At 38.8% G+C, this 21,366-nt stretch carries 19 protein-coding genes; 9 read left to right on the top strand and 10 right to left on the bottom strand.

Features of this window, described 5'->3' with window-relative positions; all coding sequences use genetic code 11:
- The first annotated feature begins 14 nt into the window (after positions 1-14).
- Positions 15-1,130, top strand: coding sequence for a copper amine oxidase N-terminal domain-containing protein (locus tag NE558_RS05960; protein WP_256149039.1), 1,116 nt, complete (start codon positions 15-17; stop codon positions 1,128-1,130).
- 60 nt (positions 1,131-1,190) lie between these two features.
- Here NE558_RS05960 and NE558_RS05955 read toward each other — a convergent pair whose 3' ends face one another.
- Positions 1,191-1,499, bottom strand: a complete 309-nt coding sequence (locus NE558_RS05955; RefSeq protein WP_256149038.1) for a helix-turn-helix domain-containing protein — start codon at positions 1,497-1,499, stop codon at positions 1,191-1,193.
- 124 nt (positions 1,500-1,623) lie between these two features.
- On the opposite strand from NE558_RS05955, the gene NE558_RS05950 reads away from it, so the two are divergent.
- Positions 1,624-1,875, top strand: a complete 252-nt coding sequence (locus tag NE558_RS05950) for a sporulation initiation factor Spo0A C-terminal domain-containing protein (protein WP_312060065.1) — start codon at positions 1,624-1,626, stop codon at positions 1,873-1,875.
- Between the two features lie 67 nt (positions 1,876-1,942).
- Here NE558_RS05950 and NE558_RS05945 read toward each other — a convergent pair whose 3' ends face one another.
- Entirely contained in the window at positions 1,943-2,251 is a 309-nt protein-coding gene (locus NE558_RS05945) for a helix-turn-helix domain-containing protein (protein WP_256149036.1), read from the bottom strand.
- Positions 2,252-2,526: 275 nt separating this feature from the next.
- Entirely contained in the window at positions 2,527-4,272 is a 1,746-nt protein-coding gene (locus tag NE558_RS05940) for an ammonium transporter (protein ID WP_256149035.1), read from the bottom strand.
- 725 nt (positions 4,273-4,997) lie between these two features.
- On the opposite strand from NE558_RS05940, the gene sigG reads away from it, so the two are divergent.
- The 5 genes from sigG (at position 4,998) to NE558_RS05915 (ending at position 10,317) form a co-directional block, all read left to right on the top strand.
- Positions 4,998-5,774, top strand: a complete 777-nt coding sequence (gene sigG, locus NE558_RS05935; protein WP_256149034.1) for an RNA polymerase sporulation sigma factor SigG — start codon at positions 4,998-5,000, stop codon at positions 5,772-5,774.
- 131 nt (positions 5,775-5,905) lie between these two features.
- The gene (locus NE558_RS05930) at positions 5,906-6,448 is read left to right on the top strand and encodes a hydrolase (RefSeq protein ID WP_256149033.1); all 543 of its coding nucleotides are present in this window, start codon (positions 5,906-5,908) and stop codon (positions 6,446-6,448) included.
- 373 nt (positions 6,449-6,821) lie between these two features.
- A complete protein-coding gene (locus NE558_RS05925; RefSeq protein ID WP_256149032.1) occupies positions 6,822-7,421 on the top strand; it encodes a DUF5662 family protein in 600 nt (199 codons plus the stop codon).
- The gene (gene mnmA, locus NE558_RS05920) at positions 7,411-8,463 is read left to right on the top strand and encodes a tRNA 2-thiouridine(34) synthase MnmA (protein WP_256149031.1); all 1,053 of its coding nucleotides are present in this window, start codon (positions 7,411-7,413) and stop codon (positions 8,461-8,463) included. The genes NE558_RS05925 and mnmA overlap by 11 nt, the downstream gene beginning before the upstream one ends.
- 168 nt (positions 8,464-8,631) lie before the next feature.
- Positions 8,632-10,317 carry a Na/Pi cotransporter family protein gene (locus NE558_RS05915; protein WP_256149030.1) on the top strand — a complete coding sequence of 562 codons (1,686 nt, stop codon included), beginning with the start codon at positions 8,632-8,634 and terminating at the stop codon, positions 10,315-10,317.
- An 89-nt stretch (positions 10,318-10,406) separates the two neighbouring features.
- Here the strand turns inward: NE558_RS05915 and NE558_RS05910 are convergent, their stop codons facing one another.
- From NE558_RS05910 to speD, 7 genes are all read right to left on the bottom strand, one after another.
- A complete protein-coding gene (locus tag NE558_RS05910) occupies positions 10,407-11,714 on the bottom strand; it encodes an aspartate kinase (RefSeq protein ID WP_256149029.1) in 1,308 nt (435 codons plus the stop codon).
- Positions 11,715-11,923: 209 nt separating this feature from the next.
- The gene (nspC, locus tag NE558_RS05905) at positions 11,924-13,054 is read right to left on the bottom strand and encodes a carboxynorspermidine decarboxylase (protein WP_256149028.1); all 1,131 of its coding nucleotides are present in this window, start codon (positions 13,052-13,054) and stop codon (positions 11,924-11,926) included.
- Positions 13,054-14,256: a saccharopine dehydrogenase family protein gene (locus tag NE558_RS05900; protein ID WP_256149027.1), complete on the bottom strand. Its 1,203-nt coding sequence runs from the start codon at positions 14,254-14,256 to the stop codon at positions 13,054-13,056. Before NE558_RS05900 ends, nspC begins: the two co-directional genes overlap by 1 nt.
- Positions 14,257-14,270: 14 nt before the next feature.
- Positions 14,271-15,119 carry an agmatinase gene (gene speB / locus NE558_RS05895; RefSeq protein WP_256149026.1) on the bottom strand — a complete coding sequence of 283 codons (849 nt, stop codon included), beginning with the start codon at positions 15,117-15,119 and terminating at the stop codon, positions 14,271-14,273.
- Positions 15,112-15,963 (bottom strand): polyamine aminopropyltransferase, encoded by an 852-nt coding sequence (speE, locus tag NE558_RS05890; protein WP_256149025.1) that lies wholly within the window; start codon positions 15,961-15,963, stop codon positions 15,112-15,114. The genes speB and speE overlap by 8 nt, the downstream gene beginning before the upstream one ends.
- Positions 15,956-17,395, bottom strand: coding sequence for an aminotransferase class I/II-fold pyridoxal phosphate-dependent enzyme (locus NE558_RS05885; protein WP_256149157.1), 1,440 nt, complete (start codon positions 17,393-17,395; stop codon positions 15,956-15,958). The genes speE and NE558_RS05885 overlap by 8 nt, the downstream gene beginning before the upstream one ends.
- A 14-nt stretch (positions 17,396-17,409) precedes the next feature.
- Entirely contained in the window at positions 17,410-18,189 is a 780-nt protein-coding gene (gene speD, locus NE558_RS05880) for an adenosylmethionine decarboxylase (RefSeq protein ID WP_256149024.1), read from the bottom strand.
- Between the two features lie 970 nt (positions 18,190-19,159).
- Here speD and NE558_RS05875 point away from each other — a divergent pair.
- Positions 19,160-20,068: a LysR family transcriptional regulator gene (locus tag NE558_RS05875; protein ID WP_256149023.1), complete on the top strand. Its 909-nt coding sequence runs from the start codon at positions 19,160-19,162 to the stop codon at positions 20,066-20,068.
- A 211-nt stretch (positions 20,069-20,279) separates the two neighbouring features.
- Entirely contained in the window at positions 20,280-21,314 is a 1,035-nt protein-coding gene (tdh, locus tag NE558_RS05870; protein ID WP_256149022.1) for an L-threonine 3-dehydrogenase, read from the top strand.
- Positions 21,315-21,366 lie beyond the last annotated feature (52 nt).

Raw genomic sequence — 21,366 nt, 5'->3', positions numbered from 1 at the left:
AAGGAGGTTTCAAAATGAAGAAAAAAATTATTTCTATTCTTTTATGCTGTTGCACAGTAATGGGCTTTGCTCCTGTTACCGCTTTAGCGGCAGATGCAGAAACAGAAATCAGTCTTATGATGATGGATTTCAGAGAGGTGAAAGCTGACCAGCAAGGGGACAATTGGACTTGGGACGCCAGTGATAAAATATTAACGCTGAACAACTTTCAAGGTGTGGTAAAGACAGGTGTTCGTGAAAAAAGCTCAGCCATTCTGCTCCCCAAAGACAGTACTCTTTATTTAGAAGGAAAAAATAATAAAATCACCACCAATTCTTATCACTGCAACGGCGTTTACAGTGAAGGCGATTTAATTATTGATGGCAAAGGAAAATTGGAAATCGATATCGAAAGTGCAGGTGCCAGTGGAATTTATGTAAATAGCGGTGTATTATCCATCGATAGCAAAGCTGAAATCAATGTGGACTCACCCAGACACGCAATTTATATTTATGACTTAAAAGCAAATAAGGTTGCAGTTACTATAAATGATGATGCGAAGCTTACCTTTCCTGACGACCTAAATGATGATGCAGTTTTCGTTGTCACAAAAAGCGGAGTTGACCCCAAAAGCATTACCTTCGATTATAAAGAAACCCGTGACAAAGATGAAGAAATTGTAACTTTATCCAAAGCTGAAACAAAAGCTCCCGAAACACCAACGGAGACTCCCGAAGAAAAGCCTACGGAAGAAGTAACGGAAACTACTTATTTGATTACTATCGGCAATAAAGAAATCAAAAAGAATGGCGAAACTGCCTATACCGCAGATGCTGTACCCTATATCACCAACGGTTACACCATGCTGCCATTACGTGCTTTATTGGTTCTTTCAGACCCCAATGTAGATATCAAATGGGACGCAACCACGAAAACAGCACAAATTTCTTATAACAACAAACTCTTTACTCTTGTTGCCAATCAAAAAACCATGACAAAGGATAGCGCAACAATTGACCTGGCAACAGCAGCTGAAATTCAAGATGGTCGTCTATTTGTATCTTTAAGGGATTGGATGAAGATTATGGAAATTGACGAAACTCACGTTTCATGGAATTCAGAAGCAAAAACCGTAACATTAAAGCACTAAAATTCAAATTGACTGAACTTGTCGAAATAAAAATGAAGCATGTGGTATTAACCACTTGCTTCATTTTTTTAGTCCTTTCACAATTTCATGTATATTTAAAATCTGATGTTCGGTTAACGCATTCAAGTCTTTCAAAACGGCATTCAGTAATGAGGGGTTATTGGTTTCTTCGTCAAAAAAATCTTTTGGGGTGATATTGAAATACTCGCAAATATAGAAAAACACCTGCATAGAAGGCATAGATTTGCCATTTTCTATATGATTAATGTAGTTTTCGTTTTGCCCAATGGTCAAGCTCATGTCACGGGCAGAGACCTTTTTTGCTGTTCGTAATTTTGATATTCTTTCAGAAATAAACCTATCATACATGTCTCATCATCTCCTTATATACAACATTGTACCTTTTAATTTTATACTATGTACAATTTTTAAAATCTTATTATAATTGACTTACAATATTAAATGTTGTAAAATTGTTTAAATACAATATTAAATATTTAAGAAGGAGAGATTTCACTTGAATATGAAACGTATCTATCAAAAAATTGCAAAAGAGGACGGAATATCTGTAACTGAAGTGAAGAAAGAGATGCAGGATGCAATTGAGAATTCTTATAAGAAAAAGGACAAAACACTAAGTGAAATGGTATTACAACAAAGCATTACATATCACGGGGAAGTTCCTACGGTAGATGAGTTTATTGAAGCAATTTCTCACAAATTTAAATACCAAGAAAAAAAATAAAAAATCTATAGGGTGTCGTGGTTTTATTGACACCCTATAGATTTTTCTATTTTACCATGCACATACCTTACTTTTTTAAAGCCTTTACAATCTCATGTATATTTCCGATCTGTTTGTCATCCAGCATATTTAAGTCCTTTAATACCTCATGGATTAGAATGGGATTGCTTATTTCCTCATCAAAAAAATCCTTGGGAGTAATACCGAAATATTCACAAATATAGAAAAATGCTTGCATAGACAAAAAGGCTTTCCCATTCTCTATCTTATTGATATAGCTTTCACTTTGCCCTAAAGATAAGCTCATATCTCTTGCAGAAACTCCTTTTGCAGTTCGTAGCTGTGAGATTCGCCTGCTAAAAAAATTTTCGTTCATAATATCACCACCTGTGATGTAATTATACACCACACCATCCCTAATTTTAGGGAATTGTATTATCTGTATCCTGAGAAATAAGGAATTAAATTATATAGTGGCAATAATATTCAACAAAAATATCCACAAGAAGAGAAATATAATAAAAGCTTATTTATTCGCTATACTCATAACCAATTGAAACCCGCATTTCTATGCGGGTTTCATAAAAGTTTTTGGTCTTGCTTTTTTCAAAAAGCAAGTGGGTTTGGGCAAAGCCCAAGGTCTTTAGCCTTTTATTCTTCACCCTGCATTGCGTCGTAACCAGTCTCTCCGGTTCTGATTTTGATAACATCCTCAACATTGTAGATAAAGATTTTTCCGTCGCCAATGTTCCCAGTGTAAAGCGCTTTCTTCGCCGCTTCAATAACCCGCTCAACAGGTACCTTTGTTACAACAATCTCAACCTGAATCTTGGGTAAAAGATTGATCTCAACTGGTACACCACGGTAGTATTGACTGCTGCCCTTCTGTAACCCACAACCAACAACCTGAATGACAGTCATGCCTGTTACTTCAATTGCATTCATGGCACTCTTTAGTTCGTCAAACTTGCTCTGACGTGTGATAATCGTAACCTTTGTGATTTTGGGCTTCACTAGAGGATTTGTGGATACGTTGTACTCAACAGGAACCGCTTCATCCATGGATACCGAAATCTTTTCTTCAATCAGCTCGTTAGAAGGCGCACTGCCAACCAAACCACCGTAGGAATTGGTAACTGGCATAAAATCAGCATAGCTGCTTGCAAGACCATGCTCACTGATATCAAGGCCTTCAATTTCCTCAGCAGATGTTACTCTAAGTCCATTTGTCTTCTTTATTACTGTAAAGACTATATACATGGTTATAGCCGTCCAAGCACCAATTGCCAATACGCCAATACATTGCTTGATAAGCTGTTCAGCACCGCCACCGTAGAATAACCCTTTCGTGATGCCGTCACTTTCATAAATATTAAACAGCCCAACAGCCAACGTTCCCCAAATACCATTTGCACCATGCACCGCAACGGCACCAACGGGATCATCAATATGTAGCTTTAAATCTATAAATTCAACAACCAGAACAACCAGAAAGCCCGCAACAATACCTATAATAATTGCACCAATCACATCAACGTTGCCACAAGGCGCTGTAATAGCAACCAAGCCAGCCAAAGAACCGTTTAATGTCATAGAAATATCGGGCTTGCCATTTTTTAACCAAGTGAAAATCATTGTTGTCACCGTTGAAAATCCAGCCGCAATTGTGGTGGTAGCAAAAATCTGTGCTAACTGCCCTACCTGGGTAGCTGCGGCACCATTAAATCCATACCAACCAAACCATAAAATAAATACACCCAATGCACCTAATGTAAGAGAGTGCCCGGGGATTGCGTGTACAACTGTTTTCCCATCTTTCCCTTTTGTGTATTTGCCAATACGGGGGCCTAATAATTTTGCACCGATGATGGAGGAAATACCACCTACCATGTGGATAACCGATGAACCAGCAAAATCCACATAGCCCATCTGATATAACCATCCGTTGGTGTTCCAAACCCAACCCGCCTCAATTGGATAAATCAGACAACTGATGATAGCACTGTAAATCAAATAAGCGTTAAACTTTGTTCTCTCAGCCATGGCGCCGGAAACAATGGTGGCGGCTGTGGCACAGAAAACCAAGTTGAAAACGAAGGAGGACCAAGGAAAATTCGCAAAATCAGTAAAAAGATTCAGATTTGGAATTCCTACCAGTCCAAATAGGGTATCCTCTGCCATCATGAGATTAAACCCAATAAGCAAAAACACCACAGTGCCAATACAAAAATCCATGAGATTTTTCATAATAATGTTACCGGCATTTTTTGCTCTGGTGAATCCTGTTTCAACCATGGCAAACCCAGCTTGCATAAAAAATACCAATACCGCGCCCATCAAAAACCAAACACCAAATAAATCCGACGACGCCTGTTCAAATAACCCTATCGAATCCATATACACTACCCCCTTTTTAATTAGACAATAAAAAAGGCGCTGGGGGAATACCACCCAGCACCTTTGCCTTTACTTAACGCAGTTTAACACCTAAAAAAAATATTGTCAATACTATTTTAATTTATTTTTGTGTCATTTATATAAATTGCGCTATTCATTTTTGTGCACAATAAACTAATTTTTATTCATTTAGTTGATATTTCTTTTATTATTTTTTTAGCGCTATTATACAAATGAAACTTGCTTATTTTTAAAAATAAAGTAGAATTCTTAAAACATACTTTCTATAGCGCACTTTTGTCTTTGAATTCGTCAATAAATTTGGAAATATTGTATACATTGTGCTTTATTTGCACAATGCTATCATAAGTCGAAACAAAAAGAGGAATGAACCATGAATGAAATATAATCCAGTCTTTTTTTCTATTATTTCCATAGAGAAAATTATTAAAAATTAATAGCTGTAGTCTATCCCTGACCCCTTGTTCTGGAAAATCTTATATTCTTATGAGAGATAGCGCTCTTATTTTTTAGAACACTTCATAATTTCCATTCTCAAAAAATCCTTAAAACCTCATAATTCTTAATTTCACAAAAAATCAAAAAGAAAATGACGATATTTGCAAGGTATAAATAACTTCATTCAGGGGGAGATTTTTATTATCTTCAACAGAGATGGTTTTCCATTTTTGTTGTTGCCAAATTGCTTGATAGGAGTGGGCATAATGGGTTATTATGGAAAAGTAGAAATCAGTGGTATTAACACTTCAAATTTACCAACTTTAAGTGGTGCTGAGGCACGAGAGCTCTTTATTAAATTTAAAAACGGCGATGAATCTGCCAGAGAAAAATTGATTGAAGGAAACCTGAGATTGGTTTTAAGTATTATAAAAAGATTTGAAAACAGAAACGAAAATATGGATGATTTATTTCAAGTTGGTGTGGTGGGATTAATTAAGGCCATCGACAATTTTGATATCAATATGCAGGTAATGCCCTCAACCTATTGTTGTCCAATGATTATTGGTGAAATTAGACGATACCTTCGGGATAATAATTCCATTCGGGTAAGTCGTTCTTTAAGGGATACAGCATATAAAGCATTGCAGGCAAAGGAACGCCTCATGGCGGAACGAGAAAAAGAGCCTACCATAGAGGAAATTGCAAGGGAAATGGGTATTTCCAGGGAAAGTGTTGTCACAGCAATGGACGCCATTCAAGACCCCGTTTCATTATATGAACCCGTTTATCACGATGGTGGTGACACCTTGTTTGTTATGGATCAGGTGAGCGATGAAAAAAATGGAGATAAGCTATGGCTGGAAAACCTTTCGTTAGGTGAAGCAATGCACCATCTTTCTGACCGTGAAAAGAGAATTGTATCTCTGCGTTTTTTTGAAGGAAAAACACAAACGGAAGTTAGTACGGAAATCGGTATCAGCCAAGCACAAGTAAGCCGTCTAGAAAAAAGCGCATTAAAGCATATGCAAAAATATGTGTAATTCCATGGACAACCCTTTTAATATCATGTAAAATGTAGATAAAAAGCGCAATGTGTTTGGGATATCATTTCTTGATTATCTCTTTATGCTAAGCTTTTACACATAACATGGATATTAGGAGGAAATTGTAGATGAGAATATTAGCGGAAGATACAGCGGCGTTGTTTATTGATTTTCAGGAAAAATTAGTTCCTGTTATCAACCAAAATGCAGAAATAGTAAAAAAAGCAGTGGTGTTGGCTCAGGGTTTGAATGAAATCGGAGTACCCTTTGCAGTGTCCCAGCAATACACCAAAGGTTTGGGAGAAACAGTTCCTGAATTCACCAGTGTAATGGAGTCTTTTCAGTATATGGAAAAACACACTTTTAGCTGTTTCGAATGTGAAGAGATTGCAAATTGGGTGAAAGCACAGAACAAAAAAACCATTTTGATTTGTGGTGTGGAAGCGCATATTTGCGTATTACAAACTGTTCTTGACCTTTTAGGTGATGGCTACCGTGTATTTGTTGTTGCGGATTGTGTTGGTTCCAGAAATCCTTATGATAAGGAAATCGGGCTGGAAAGAATGAAGGCAGAAGGTGCCATTTTAACAACATGCGAAGCAGCCTTGTTTGAATTAACCGGAGGCGCTAAATCTCCACACTTTAAAGTGATTTCAAAATTAGTAAAATAATAGCTTTGGCAAAAGTAAGCGGCCGGGCAATGGGCCTGTGCCGCTGATTTTTATTGGTTTATCTCAGAGGATATTGTTCAAAAATTGACTATTCTTTCTATATTATATGTATGTTGATGACCATAATCTTAAGTTTCAATACAGGATAAAAAGGAGTCATTACGTTTCTCAATTTGGCTTTTAAAATATAGTACAAAAGGTTCCCTTGTATTCTCACGGAGTAAATCATGGTTTTCTTAAGCTTCTTCTGTCTTTGGGCAGAAGTGTCTTTTTGTGCAGTACGATAAAATTTACATATTTCTTTTTTATTTTAATTGCAAATAAGGTTAGAGCTTTATCATTAATCACAAGCTCTATATATGGAGGTTTAATAATGAAAGCAATGGAGCACCTGAAAACAATTACGCACCACAGATACTTAGTTCGACAACACTGTTTTCGAGTGGGGCTTTATTGGCAGGGAGTGACCCATGATCTTTCTAAGTTTTCACCTACCGAGTTTTTAGTAGGCGCAAAATATTTTCAAGGAGATCGTAGTCCTAACAATGCCGAACGGGAGGATAAAGGCTATTCCAGTTCATGGCTGCATCATAAAGGGAGAAATAAACATCACTTTGAATATTGGATTGATTACAGCAGAGGCCAAGAGCGCCTGTTGGGTGGAATGAAAATGCCTGTCCGATTTGTGGCAGAAATGTTCATGGATCGCATTGCCGCTTGCAAGACTTATCAAAAGGACAAATATACAGATGCAAGCCCATGGAAATATCATTTGCAAAGCCGTCTTGTTCATGAGATTATGCACAAGGATTCCCTTCGGCTATTGGAGCACTTTTTGAAAATGCTTGCAGAATGTGGTGAGGATGTCACTTTTGCATATGTAAAAAAATACTTAAAGCATGAAAGAAAACGTGCAAGAAAGCAATTTATTGAGAATCATTTTAAAGGGGGAAAAAGGAAAAGTGAATCATAAAAAAGTAATCGTAGGACTCTCCGGCGGCGTAGACAGTACCGTTTGCGCCTACATATTAAAGCAGCAAGGATACGATGTCATAGGCGTTACTATGGATTTATGGCCAGGTGAAAACGGTGCACAGGCAATTCAAGATGCAAAGATGGTTGCTGAAAAAATAGGAATCCCCCACTTTGTTCTGGACTTCAGAAAGGAATTTAAAGAAAACGTAGTGGATGATTTTATTCATCGGTATTTTCATGGGCTTACCCCAAATCCCTGTGTGGTATGCAACCGTTATATTAAAGGCGAAGCTCTATTGCAAAAAGCTCATGAACTTGGTGCCCAATATATTGCAACAGGACACTATGCGAAAGTTGATAAGCATCCCAAAACGGGACGCTACGCCATTCGTAATTCCGAAACAGCGGAAAAAGACCAAACCTATGCCTTATATCGCCTCACTCAGGAGCAATTAGAAGCAATGCTTTTACCCATTGGCGATTATACAAAAGATGAGGTAAGAAAAATTGCCCAGCAAATTGATGGCTTTATTGCAAAAAAAGGGGATAGTCAAGATATTTGTTTTATTCCCGATGGAGATTATGCAGCCTTTATTATCAACGAAAGTGGTGATAACGGCAAATCTGGCAGCTTCGTTGATTTAGAGGGAAATGTTTTGGGGAAGCACAAGGGAATTATTCATTACACCGTTGGTCAGCGAAAAGGCTTAGGTCTTGCTTTTGGAAAGCCGATGTATGTTTATGCTGTTGATCCAAAACAAAACCAAGTTGTTTTATGTGAAAATGAAACCTTGTTTCATAAAAGCCTTCGTGTTGGGGAGTTAGCCCATATGGCACTGGAAAAATTTGAGGATGGCATGCGCTTACAAGGTAAAATTCGTTATGGGAATAAAATGGGCTGGTGTACGGTGAGAATGGTAGATACAGATATTCTTGAGTGCATTTTTGATGAGCCTCAACGGGCAATTACTCCCGGTCAGTCTCTTGTTTTGTATGATGGAGAATATGTAGCCGGTGGTGGAATCATCCTTCCTTTTTGAATATGAACATATCAGCAAAAGTTTACAGGATTTTCACTTAAATTTCATATAGTTGCACAAAATGTGAAAAGCAGATAAAAGTTGATTGCGACAGTTGTCACGTTATGTTATGATAACTGTGGCGTTTTTTGCAGGTGTTACTACTAGATACTTTTATTGGAGGAAGAAATGGATTACGTAAATATAATCATCCCATTTATTGGTGGGCTCGCCATGTTTATCTTTGGTATGAACTATATGGCACAAGGATTACAAAATGCAGCCGGAACAAAGATGAAGTCAATTCTAGAAGCTTTAACCCAAAATAAAGTGATGGGTATTGCCCTAGGTGCTCTTGTTACAGCTATTGTTCAAAGCTCATCGGCAACAACCGTTATGGTTGTAGGCTTCGTAAATGCAGGTCTAATGAACCTAACCCAAGCGATTAGTGTTATCATGGGTGCCAATATTGGTACTACAGTAACAGGCTGGTTGGTTTCAAGCTCAGAATGGGCGAAAATGTTTAGCCCCGTTACTATGGCTCCCATAGCAGTAATGATTGGTGTTATTCTTCAGATCACCGGAAAAAAAATGAGGCATAGAGAAATTGCTTCTATTATTATCGGTTTCGGTATACTATTTATCGGTATGCATACAATGTCAGACAGCGTATCTCCCCTGAGTGATTCCCAAGTATTTAAAAACGCATTCGTAAAATTAGGTCAAAATCCACTTTTAGGTATCTTGGTAGGTGCCGGAGTTACCGCAATTATCCAAAGCTCCTCTGCATCTCAAGGTATCCTTCTCTCCCTTGCGGCAACGGGCTTAGTGCCTATCAATGCAGCAGTATTTATTATTATGGGTCAGAATATTGGTACTTGCGTTACTGCTTTAATTAGTGGTATTGGTGCAGGAAAAAATGCCAAATGTGTTGGTTATATGCACTTAATGTTTAATATAATTGGTGCAACTGTTTTTAGTATTATTGCAATGATTTTTTTCTCTTCCGTCAGTCCAGAGTTTGGTTTGGGGATTATATCTTTGACACAAATCAGTGCTATTCACACCGCTTTCAATATCGGAACAACTTTACTGTTGCTCCCCTTCTCAAATTTCCTGATTCGTGCAGCAATGAAACTGAATGGTATAACAGAAACCACTACAGAGGACAAAGGTCAACTCCTTCATTTGGATAAACGTATGTTGCAAACACCAAGCCTTGCAGTTGAGGGTGCGAAACAAGAAACCATTCGTTTAGGACGCATTGCTAGAGAAAATCTTGGTTGTGCACTGGAAGCTCTAAACGACGCATCCCCTGAAAAAATAGAGGAAATTAAGCAAAGAGAATCTGTGGTTGATAGAGTTTGCGATGGTATTTCAGAATATCTGATTAAGCTTTGTACCTTACAAATTAGTGATCACGAAAACCAAATCGTCACCTCACTTTTAAATACTATTAGTGACATGGAGCGCGTTGGTGACCATGCAGAAAACATTGCTGAGTTAGCAGTGGAAATGCGAAATGAGGATATAAGCTTTACGTCATCTGCCATGGAAGATTTGGATGAAATGATTCATGCGGCTCTTTCCAGCTATGATAACGCATTAAAGGCTTTAGAAAATGATGACATTGCATCAGCTGCTAAAACTGCCGTTTATGAGGAGCAGGTTGATGAATTAGAAAAAAGATTACGGGCGGGTCATATTGAAAGACTTACCAATGCCGCATGTAATGTAAATGCAGGTATTCATTACCTTGAATTACTTGCTAATTTGGAGCGTATTTCAGATCATGCCATGAATATTTCACAAGTAGTTTTAAGTGAGCATAGATATAACAGAAGATTGAATGAAGAAGGCGCAACGCCAATTTAAATCAAATAAAAAAGAAGCCATTTTGGCTTCTTTTTTATTTGATTTAAAAGTATGACTTATTTAAATAACGCATTTTATATTTACTTAAATCAAAGAAACTCCTCGTAAATTGCACGAATTGCCCCTTCCATTTCAGCCTCTGCAACACCTACCCATGTGCTTAGCTCGCCGCTACCTTGGTTAATCATAACAACATCAATATTTTGGCGCTGCAAGGCTGTGAAAATTCGATTGACTGCAAGGCGATTATGTATAATCCCATATCCCACCAGAACAATACCTGCAGTTTCCGGTTGGATTGAAATAGAAAATGGTATATTTATTTTATTGATTTCATCCTGAAAAGAATCTTTCTTTTCAAGAAACTGTTTGGTTTCTACAAGCAGACAAACGCAATGGGCCCCTGACGGAAGATACTGAAATTTTATTCCCTTTTTTTGCACAGCAGATAAAACCTCTTGTACAAATGACCATGTGTGGTCAGGCTCTTCCTTCTCAATCACCAAAAGGCTGAAACCCTTCTTGCCTGAAACACCGGCAAAAATAGCGAAATCCTCTCGTTGCAAAGCGTTACATGTAATCATGGTTCCTGGGTGTTGAGGCAAATTGGTATTACGAATATTCGTGGGAATGCCTACACTGCTTACCGGATACACACAGTCCTCATGAAGCACCGTAGCCCCCGCACAGCAAAGCTCATGCATCTCGTGATAGGTAATATGGCTGATTGGTCGAGGATTTGTAACGATACGAGGGTCCGCCATAAGAAATCCTGAAACATCAGTCCAATTTTCATATAGTTCTGCTTGGGCAGCACGAGCAACAATGGCTCCTGTAATATCACTTCCACCACGGGAAAATACACGAATGCTTCCGTCAGGGTTGCTTCCATAAAAACCGGGTATCACAGCCGTTTCTACCGTCTCCAATCTCTTCTTCAAAACACTGTTGGTTTTTTCAGCATCGAAGGCACCCTGTTCGTCAAAGAAAATAACCTCTGCAGCATCTATAAACGCAAATTCCAAGTAATTTGCCAATAGCAATCCATTTAAAAATTCCCCTCGGCTGGCACAATAATCTGCCGAAGCTCCCTCTTCCATTTGCTGTTGAATTTCCTGTAAATATGGCTTTAGCTCCAATGATAAATGGAGCTGTTTGGCAATATCAAGATATCTCCGTTGAATTTCATCAAAGGTTTTTTGAAAGGACTCCCCTGCCTTCTGTTGACTATGACAGAGATAAAGAAGGTCAGTCACCTTTTCATCTTTATCAAATCTACGACCGGGCGCACTGGGAATGATAAGCATTCGGCGGTTGTCTGCGAAAACAATGTCTTTTACTTTTTGAAACTGTGCTGCATCTGCAAGCGAACTGCCACCGAATTTTGCTACAATCATCCTATTTTTCCCCCTTACTGCTGAGCAAAGGGTGAATTCCCCTCTGCTTATTACAAGTGCCTTTTTAATAATTACAACCATTAAAATGCTTTTTCTTCCCATAACAATAACATTTGGATACAAAAAATTGATAAAATATTTATCATTTTACTTAAAATCATAGCATTTTACAACATCTTTTTCTAAAGATATGGTTAAAACTTATGGTTTTAAGAAAGCCTTCCTTTAAAGTCCTCATATCCAAATTTTCGAATGATGTTTAATTCTCCATTTTCTTGTAAAACAGCAATAGAGGGAAGGCACATTCCATTAAAAGTGTTATTCTTCACCATAGAGTATATTGCCATATCCATAAAAATCAGCTTATCACCTACAGAAAGAGGTTGTGTAAAGGAATAATCTCCAATAACATCCCCTGCCAAGCAGGTTGCTCCTGCCAATCGGTAGGTATGGGGCTTCTCCTTTGGTTCTCCTCCCTGCCACAAAGGCGGACGATAGGGCATTTCAATCACATCAGGCATATGGCATGCTGCAGATGCATCCAAAAGAGCAATATCAATACCGTTATGGACGATATCCAATACAGAACTCACCAGATACCCTGCATTCAAAGCGATTGCTTCCCCTGGTTCCAAATATACTTCAACCTGATATTTTTCTTTAAACCGTAAAATACACTCTATCAGGGCTTCCCTATCATAATCCTCACGGGTGATATGATGCCCACCACCAAAGTTTACCCACTTCATTCGGGGAAGAAATTCACCAAACTTTTCTTCCACTGCCACCAACGTATCAATTAAGGCATCGCTGTTTTGTTCACACAAAGTATGAAAATGAAGACCTTCGATACCCTCTAGCAACTCCGGCCTAAAATTCTCTCTGGTCACCCCTAAACGAGAGCCTTCAGCGCATGGGTCATAAATACCGTGTTCCTGGGTGGAGTGCTGGGGATTTATTCGAATACCACAGCTTCTTCCCCTTTCAAGAGCCTTTTTACCATATTTCTGCCATTGGGCGAAAGAATTAAAAGAGATATGGTCACAAATTCTCGTAATCTCATCAAACTCTTTTTCCATATATGCCGCTGAGAAAACATGGGTTTCCTTACCCATCTCTTCATAGCCAAGCTTTGCCTCAAATAGACCACTGGCAGTTGTTCCATCCAGATAACGCCCAATAAGAGGATACACAGAAAACATGGAGAACGCTTTTTGAGCCAGCAGAATTTTACAGCCAGCACGAATGGCAACGTCTTTTAAAATTTCAAGATTTTCAATTAAACGCTTCTCATTAACCACATAACATGGTGTCTCTACAGAATATAACCGCTCAACCATTAGTCCACCAACTCAGGGTTAAAATCTTCTACCCAAGGCAAGCCCCATTTATTTAACGCTTCCATGAAAGGATCGGGATCAAATTCTTCCATATTCCAAACGCCGGGCTGATTCCATTTTCCGTTCATAACCAGCATTGCTCCAATCATGGCAGGTACTCCAGTAGTATAGGAAATTGCCTGACTGCCTACTTCTTTATAGCACGCTTGATGGTCGCAAACATTGTACAGATAGTATGTTTTTTCTTTTCCATCTTTTTTTCCTTGGAAGATACAGCCGATGTTTGTTTTTCCAACGGTGCGAGGGCCAAGACTTGCAGGATCAGGTAACACTGCCTTTAAAAACTGCAAAGGCACAATTTTTTTGCCTTCAAACTCAATGGGCTCAATAGAGGTCATACCGACATTTTCCAAGCATTTCAAATGGGTCAAATAGCTTTGTCCGAAGGTCATGAAGAAACGGATACGTTTGATGCCTTTAATATTTAAGCCCAAGCTTTCCAGCTCCTCATGGTGCAGTAAGTACATGTCCTTTTTGCCTACTTCCGCAAAATCATACTCCCGTTTGATTTCCATAGGCTCTGTTTCTATCCATTCACCATTTTCCCAATAACTGCCGTTGGCGGTCACTTCTCTGATATTGATTTCAGGATTAAAGTTGGTTGCAAAAGGATAGCCATGGTCACCTCCGTTGCAATCAAGAATATCAATATAATTGATTTCATCAAAATGATGCTTTTGTGCATAGGCAGAGAACACACCTGTAACGCCGGGGTCAAAACCACTGCCTAGCAATGCGCAAATACCTGCTTCCTTAAATTTCTCCCGATATTCCCATTGCCATTTGTATTCAAACTTAGCAGTATCCATAGGTTCATAATTTGCAGTATCCACATAATGAGTTTTTGTTGCGAGGCAAGCCTCCATAATGGTCAAATCTTGATAAGGCAAAGCCAGATTCAGAACTACATCAGGCTTAAACGCATTGATGAGCACAACCAATTCTGCCACGTTGTCCGCATCCACCTGTGCTGTGTGAATGATGGTTTTGGTTGTTCCATCAAGCTTTGCTTTTAACGCATCACATTTTGATTTGGTACGGCTTGCAATCATTATTTCCTCAAAAACCTCGCTGTTTTGGCAACACTTGTGAATTGCAACACTGGCAACGCCGCCGCAACCGATAATCATACATTTTCCCATTTTTTCTGTCTCCTTTACTTTGTAATCTGTAGTAGTATTTCTCGAGTAATTTTACAAGCAATGGCAGTGGAACTGCCACTTTGATCATAGTGGGGTGAAAGCTCGTTAATGTCACAGCCTACAATATTTAGCTGATGCAGCTGTAAAACGGCTTCCATTAATTCTTTAAAAGAAATGCCGCCCCCTTCAGGGGTTCCTGTTCCGCAAAAAACGGAGGGGTCCAATACATCTAAATCCAGCGTAAAATATAAAGGCTTATCTTTTAGTTGGTTTATGGTTTCCGAAAAGCCCTTAAGGTCATATTTATGGAGATTGGTATGGTTTTTGGCAAATGCAAACTCATATTTTTCACCACTGCGAATGCCAAATTGATGAATTCTTCCATCTCCCACAAGGTTCCAAACCTGTTTGATTACAGTGGAATGGGAAAGCGTTTCTCCCAAATAATCCGTTCTCAGGTCAGTATGGGCGTCCAAGTGTATAATATGAACATCGGGGTAGCGTTCCACTACGGCTCGCACTGCACCCAATGTAATCAAATGCTCCCCGCCAAGCATGACAAAGCGTTTGCCATCATTTAGAATTTGTGCTGTATATTCCTGAATCATATCCAGCACTCTTTCCGTATTGCCAAAAGGGAGGTCCAAATCGCCACCGTCAAAAAAATCATACTCCGTCATGTCTTTATCGCAGTAAGGAGAATAGGTTTCTATCCCAAATGACTCATTGCGAATCGCCGATGGGCCAAAGCGTGTGCCGGGGCGAAAGGAGGTGGTTCCATCGAAGGGAACGCCAAACAGCACTATTTCCGCATCCTCATATTCGGCTTCACAAGCCAAAAATGTCTGTATATTTTTAAGCATCCTCCAGCATCTCCTTTACATAATTGGGTAAGCCAAAGGCTCCTTGGTGCAACTCTGTATTATAATATTTTGTTTTTATCTCCAAAGCATTCCATGCATCTGCTTTCAAATCCCTTTGGGGATGAGGTGCTTTTGATGCAAACCCAAACAGCCAATGTCCCGAAGGATAGGTAGGGATGTGTGCCTGATACACAAAGCTCAACGGGAATGCATGTGAAATACGGCGATGGGCAGACTTCATGGCTTTTGCATCCTCTTCATAAAAAGGGCTTTCATGCTGATTCAGCAAAATCCCCCGCTCTGTTAAAGCACGACAGCAGTTTCCGTAAAATTCTTTGGTGAAAAGCACCTCGCCGGGGCCAAAGGGGTCTGTAGAATCCACAATAATCAAATCATAAAGCTTATCCGTGTGACGCACAAACTTCAATCCATCCTGAAAATGCAAATGTACCCTTTTATCTTCAAAACCACATGCAGTTTGGGGAAGAAATTCCTTGCAAACTTCCACCACACGCGCATCAATTTCCACCACGTCAATTTCTTCTATACCTTGATACTTTCCAAGCTCTCGTACCACACCGCCGTCTCCCGCACCTATGACCAATACCTTTTTAATCTCAGGATTCACAGCCATGGCAGTATGGGTAATCATCTCATGATAAATAAATTCATCTCGTTCCGTGAGCATCATAATGCCATCCAAAGTTAAAAAACGTCCAAATTCAGGAGATTCAAACACTGATATTTTCTGATATTTACTTTCCTCATAATGTAGCTGGCGGGAAACCTTTACAGAAAAACGCACGTTTGAGGTGTGATATTCGCTATACCATAAATCATCCATTCTCTTCTCCTTTCCATACGTTCAGCCGGGTAATATCCATACTTTCCGGCCCCGTAATGACACAGCCCTTATCCTTGGCATATTGGATATAAGCAATAATTTCCCGGGTAATACGTTCTCCCGGTGCTAAAATGGGAATACCCGGTGGATAGCACATAACAAACTCGGTGCAAACTCTGCCATCACACTCCGCCAAAGGAAGGCTGATTTTATCTGCATAAAAAGCCTCTTGAGGCGAAATGACAACATCAGGTGCAATATACTCTGTATCCAACATATCTTTATTGTCTTTTTTATAAATACGCCTAATTTCAGAAAGAGCACTAATCAATCTCTCAATATTTTTATTTTTATCCCCCACAGAAATATAGGCAAGAATGTTTCCTAAATCTCCAAACTCAATTTGAATGCCATATTCATCTCGCAGCAAATCGTATACCTCAATGCCTGCAAGCCCCAAAGCCAAGGTATTTACAGAAAGCTTGGTGGTATCAAAATCAAACACACTGTCGCCGTTGATTAGTTCTTTGGAATAGGCATAATAATCACCGATGGCGTTGATTTCGTCCCTGGCATACTGAGCGAAATTTTTAACCTTTTCAAAGGTTTCCTCTCCCCACAAGGCAAGATTTCGCCTAGAAATATCTAAACTGGAGAGTAATAAATATGAACCACTGGTGGTCTGGGTTAAGTTTATAATTTTTCTAACATAGTTTGCGTTTACCCCCTCCCCACAAAGCAATAATGAGCTTTGAGTTAGAGAGCCCCCGGATTTATGCATACTGATTGCTGCCATATCCGCACCTGCCGCCATGGCAGAAATGGGCATGTCCTTGCCAAAATAAAAATGGGTGCCATGGGCCTCATCTGCAAGTAATAGCAGTCCTTTTTCATGAGCAATTTCTGTAATCTGCTTTAAATCCGAGCAAATGCCATAATAGGTTGGGTTATTCACCAAAATAGCTTTGGCATTAGGATGCTTTTCTATGGTTCTTTTCACATCCGCAACAGACATTCCCAAGGCAATGCCCAGCTTTTTGTTCATTTGGGGATTGATATAAACAGGTACTGCTCCGCACAGTACCAATGCATTGATCACACTTTGGTGTACATTTCTGGGCAGAATGATTTCATCCCCGCTTTTCATACTGGAAAGAATCATGGTTTGCACCGCAGAGGTTGTCCCTCCCACCATGAAAAAAGCTTGGGCACCACCAAAGGCTTCTGCAGCGAGTTCCTCGGCTTCTTTAATCACGCTGACAGGATGGCAAAGGTTATCCAAAGGCTTCATGGAATTTACGTCCACAGACATACATTTTTCACCCAAAAAATCTGTCAGCTGGGGGTTTCCCTTTCCGTGTTTATGACCTGGAACATCAAAGGGCACCAGTCGATCATGCCGCATTCGTTCCAAGGCTTCCATTAGGGGCATTTTAGTTTGATCCTTCAAGGCTTCACCTCCTGATACACATTGGTACCGCTGAATATTTCTATCATTTCCTGACGCAAAGCGTTTGTGATATCCAAACGAATTTTTGGAGGAATTTCATAAACATCGGAGTTAAACAAGTAATTTTGCAATACCAAATCCTTAATCAGCATTTTGGTATGAAAAATATTCGACTGATAAATATTTACATCAATAGCGTCGTATTTCTGAAGAATATCGTTGTGGATATAATCCTGTATAGAAGTAATGCTATGATCTATAAACAGCTTCTGACCCTTCATGTTTCGGGTAAACCCCCTCACACGATAATCCATGGTGATAATATCGGAATCAAAACTGCCAATCAAAAAATCCAAAGTGGAAAGGGGTGTGATTTCCCCGCAGGTTGCCACATCAATATCCACACGGAAGGTTGCAATGGAGGTTTCGGGATGATACTCAGGATAGGTGTGTACGGTTACATGGCTTTTATCCAAATGCGCCACAACGGTTTCCCCACTTCTGGATTTTGCCATATTCACCTCCGCAATGAGAAAAGTCACACTGGCACCCTGAGGCTCATAATCCTGCTTAGAAATATTCAGCACCGTTGCACCAATCATTTCTGTTAGCTTTGTTAAAATGGCGGTTAAACGCTCAGAATTATACTGCTCATTAATATATTTAATATAATCCTGCTGTTCCCTAGCCGTTTTGGCATAACATATATCATAAATATTAAAGCTCAAAGATTTCGTAAGATTATTAAAGCCATATAATTTCATTTTATCTTCCATTTTGAACCCTCCAAACAAAAAAAGATGCACCACAGTATCCTATGGCACATCTTATAAATCGCTCAATTAAATTAAGGCATACGCAAAAATCTACACTTCTACCCTTACAGCAGAGAGATTCTCGCCTGTCACCAAAATGTTTTCAGAGTCTATATAGTAAGAACTACTTTTACTACTCCTGCTATTGACCGTTTCACAAGTGTGTACCCTAGTACACTTGGTTATGAAGTAACCAACTGGCAATTGAGTTGCCAACTTATAAAAGTTGCGCTCTTAACGCAATCAATAATGCGGAATGAATTCCACAATCGGCAGTTGACCCGGCTGTCCGTATGGCCTTGAGTTTCATAATTAAACGAAACTGGTCAAAAGTGTTCTCGCTATATGCGATTGAAAACAGGTTTATTTTAATTCATAAAAATCAGTTTTGTCAATAGGTTTCGACAAAAAATTTTTTTCATTTTGATTTGACATTTATTTTTTATTACTTTTTAGGACTTCTTTAATTTCATAAATAGTTAACATAACTTTATAATATCACAACTTCTTTCATTCATAAATAAGCTGTAAACCTGAGAGTAACTTTTCATATTATCTTTTATCATACGGGTTGTTTAAATATTATTTTAATCTTATTTTCCTCGATTCTTTTATAATCTTTTATCCATAAAACCTTTCTTCCATAATCAAAAACCTTGACCAATAATAAATATTAAATCAAATTTTTTTTAAAAAAAGTTAAAAACCTTGCTATTGGTTTTTGTTAACATAACTTTTTAATAAATCAGGACAAAAATTACTCTCCTCATTTTTCTCAAAGGTAATTTTAATCTGTTTGGTTTCATATTTCCCATTAATTTCCTCCAAGCTATTTTTCAACAGACAAGCCTCTGAGATACTGTTTTTCCAATTTCTTTGTGTTATAATAAAGATAAATAAAATTTATGATGCAAATAAAAGGGGTATGGATATGCAATTTAAAGCGTTGGAATACTTAGAAGCAATCTATAAATATAAAAGCTTTACGAAAGCAGCTGAAGCACTTTTCGTTTCTCAGCCTGCTATTTCAGCGGCAATTCGGAAACTTGAAGACGATTTTAATGTAAAATTAATTATTCGGACCCCAAAAAAACTGTTTTTCACTCCTGAAGGTGAGGCTTTTGTTGCAAAAATCTTACCTATTTTGGAAGAATTGCGTTCTATTGAAAAGGATATGCTTGCAAAAAGCAGAAATCGAAAACAGGTCCTACGCTTAGGGCTTTCACCAACCGCTCCCCCCGATATAGTACATGGAATATATCAGATTTTTTTGCCTTCTTTAGCAGAAAATGAGGAGGTTTTTTTTGATGAAGGTGGTGCTTATTATCATATCGAGAAAATTTCCAACGGAGAAGTTGATGTCGCCATTAACGTAATTCCTGAAGATATTTCAGATTTCCCCGTTGCCTCCATTCCCTTGTATCGTCAAGAAATATGTCTTTTGCTAAGAGAAGATAGCGAGTTGGCAAAGTATGATAAAATACCTATTCAACTTCTAAATACTACCCCAATAACCAGCCTTGGTGCATCCTCTTATTTGCCAAAACGCTTGGAAATGGAAGCCGCAAAAAGAAATATACATTTGAAGATAGTCTCAAAACATTTGCACCAAACCAGTTATATTGAAGAAATCCTTTTGGGCAATAGCTCAGGCATCATCAATGTGGATGGGAACCATATGTCTCGAGCTTTATATGCCCACAAAGCACTGGTCACAAGGCCTTTTCAAGAGCCAATGTATCTGGAAATCGGGATTTTATATCAAAAAAATGGGCATCTCCAGCCACTTACCAAAAGAATTCTTGAATTTATTGAATATACTGCGAAAGCATCAATATAATCTATAGAGGAAAGCCCCCTAAAATGTATGTTACATTTTGGGGGGCTTTCAATTTTGAAGTGCATTGACACATAGCATTGTGGTTTTTGATGATAAATAAAAGTTATGTTAAAACAAAAATAATGTATTGTACAAAACAATGTACTTAGCTTAAAATGAAAGCAAATAAATGTGCTTTTTTTTCATTTTTTTATACCAAGGAGGAAACATTATGTCACAAATGATGAAATGTGTAGTGAAAGAACGACCAGAAGTTGGCGCATTGGCTCTTGTAGAGAGACCCGTTCCAACCTACGGTGCCAACGACATACTGGTAAAGGTAAAGGCAGCGGCTGTTTGCGGAACCGATGTTCACATTATGGAATGGAACGAATGGTCCCAAAAACGAATCAACCCTCCCACCATTATCGGTCATGAGTTTGCCGGAGAAGTGATTGCAGTGGGTAATCATGTGACAACAATCAAAATCGGCGATTTAATTTCAGCAGAAACACATATTGTTTGTAATTCATGCTCCCTTTGCCACAATGGCAACGAACATGTCTGCCCTAATACAAAAACCATCGGTGTTGCCAGAGACGGCTGTTTTGCAGAATATATTGCGATTCCTGCTGAAAATGCCATTGTTTACGATCCTTCTACTCCTATTGAAATTGTTTCGATTATGGAACCCTTTGGCGTAGCAGTTCATGCCGCAATGGAATTCCCTGTTGCGGGAAAAACTGTTTTAGTGAATGGATGCGGCCCCATCGGTGTTATGGCAATCGCAGTAGCAAAAAAATGCGGTGCTGCCAAGGTATTTGCCGTAGAAATCAACAAACAAAGGGGTGAATTGGCACTGAAAATGGGTGCTGATGAAGTTCTCAACCCCATGGAAGTTGATGTAGTAAAAGAAATTAAAGCAAAAACAGCTTATGGTGCAGAGGTAGTTATCGAGTTCACTGGCAACATCCGAGCAATCAAAACAGCCATTGAATGCATGGCACCTGAGGGCAAAATGGCGGCGGCAGGTCTACCTGATGGTTCTGTTGATTTTAACTTTTCCGAATTTGTTTATAGTGGAAAAGTAATCAAGGGCATCGCCGGAAGACTGATGTATAAAACTTGGGAAGATGCGAAGGGCTTAATCGAAGGTGGATTAGACCTCTCCCCTATTATCACCCATACCCTGCCTTTGGAAGAATTCCAAGAAGGATTACGCTTAATGAAAAGCGGTGAATGTTGTAAAGCGATTTTAATTCCATAATTTTTAAGTACTTCTCCTTACCGTTCAGATAAAAATAATAATTTACGAAAGA

Source organism: Anaerotignum propionicum, assembly GCF_024461735.1.
Lineage (GTDB): Bacteria > Bacillota > Clostridia > Lachnospirales > Anaerotignaceae > Chakrabartyella.
The sequence above is the reverse complement of the archived record's forward strand: the minus strand, read 5'-3'. Positions and strand labels throughout refer to the sequence as shown.

What these genes read in the sequence shown, in the direction of transcription:
- NE558_RS05960 (WP_256149039.1), top strand. Translation starts at nt 15, where the DNA reads ATGAAGAAAAAAATTATTTCTATTCTTTTATGCTGTTGCACAGTAATG.
- NE558_RS05955 (WP_256149038.1), bottom strand. Translation starts at nt 1,499, where the DNA reads ATGTATGATAGGTTTATTTCTGAAAGAATATCAAAATTACGAACAGCA.
- NE558_RS05945 (WP_256149036.1), bottom strand. Translation starts at nt 2,251, where the DNA reads ATGAACGAAAATTTTTTTAGCAGGCGAATCTCACAGCTACGAACTGCA.
- NE558_RS05940 (WP_256149035.1), bottom strand. Translation starts at nt 4,272, where the DNA reads ATGGATTCGATAGGGTTATTTGAACAGGCGTCGTCGGATTTATTTGGT.
- sigG (WP_256149034.1), top strand. Translation starts at nt 4,998, where the DNA reads ATGGGTTATTATGGAAAAGTAGAAATCAGTGGTATTAACACTTCAAAT.
- NE558_RS05930 (WP_256149033.1), top strand. Translation starts at nt 5,906, where the DNA reads ATGAGAATATTAGCGGAAGATACAGCGGCGTTGTTTATTGATTTTCAG.
- NE558_RS05925 (WP_256149032.1), top strand. Translation starts at nt 6,822, where the DNA reads ATGAAAGCAATGGAGCACCTGAAAACAATTACGCACCACAGATACTTA.
- NE558_RS05915 (WP_256149030.1), top strand. Translation starts at nt 8,632, where the DNA reads ATGGATTACGTAAATATAATCATCCCATTTATTGGTGGGCTCGCCATG.
- NE558_RS05910 (WP_256149029.1), bottom strand. Translation starts at nt 11,714, where the DNA reads ATGATTGTAGCAAAATTCGGTGGCAGTTCGCTTGCAGATGCAGCACAG.
- nspC (WP_256149028.1), bottom strand. Translation starts at nt 13,054, where the DNA reads ATGGTTGAGCGGTTATATTCTGTAGAGACACCATGTTATGTGGTTAAT.
- NE558_RS05900 (WP_256149027.1), bottom strand. Translation starts at nt 14,256, where the DNA reads ATGGGAAAATGTATGATTATCGGTTGCGGCGGCGTTGCCAGTGTTGCA.
- speB (WP_256149026.1), bottom strand. Translation starts at nt 15,119, where the DNA reads ATGCTTAAAAATATACAGACATTTTTGGCTTGTGAAGCCGAATATGAG.
- speE (WP_256149025.1), bottom strand. Translation starts at nt 15,963, where the DNA reads ATGGATGATTTATGGTATAGCGAATATCACACCTCAAACGTGCGTTTT.
- NE558_RS05885 (WP_256149157.1), bottom strand. Translation starts at nt 17,395, where the DNA reads ATGCCCCTAATGGAAGCCTTGGAACGAATGCGGCATGATCGACTGGTG.
- speD (WP_256149024.1), bottom strand. Translation starts at nt 18,189, where the DNA reads ATGGAAGATAAAATGAAATTATATGGCTTTAATAATCTTACGAAATCT.
- NE558_RS05875 (WP_256149023.1), top strand. Translation starts at nt 19,160, where the DNA reads ATGCAATTTAAAGCGTTGGAATACTTAGAAGCAATCTATAAATATAAA.
- tdh (WP_256149022.1), top strand. Translation starts at nt 20,280, where the DNA reads ATGTCACAAATGATGAAATGTGTAGTGAAAGAACGACCAGAAGTTGGC.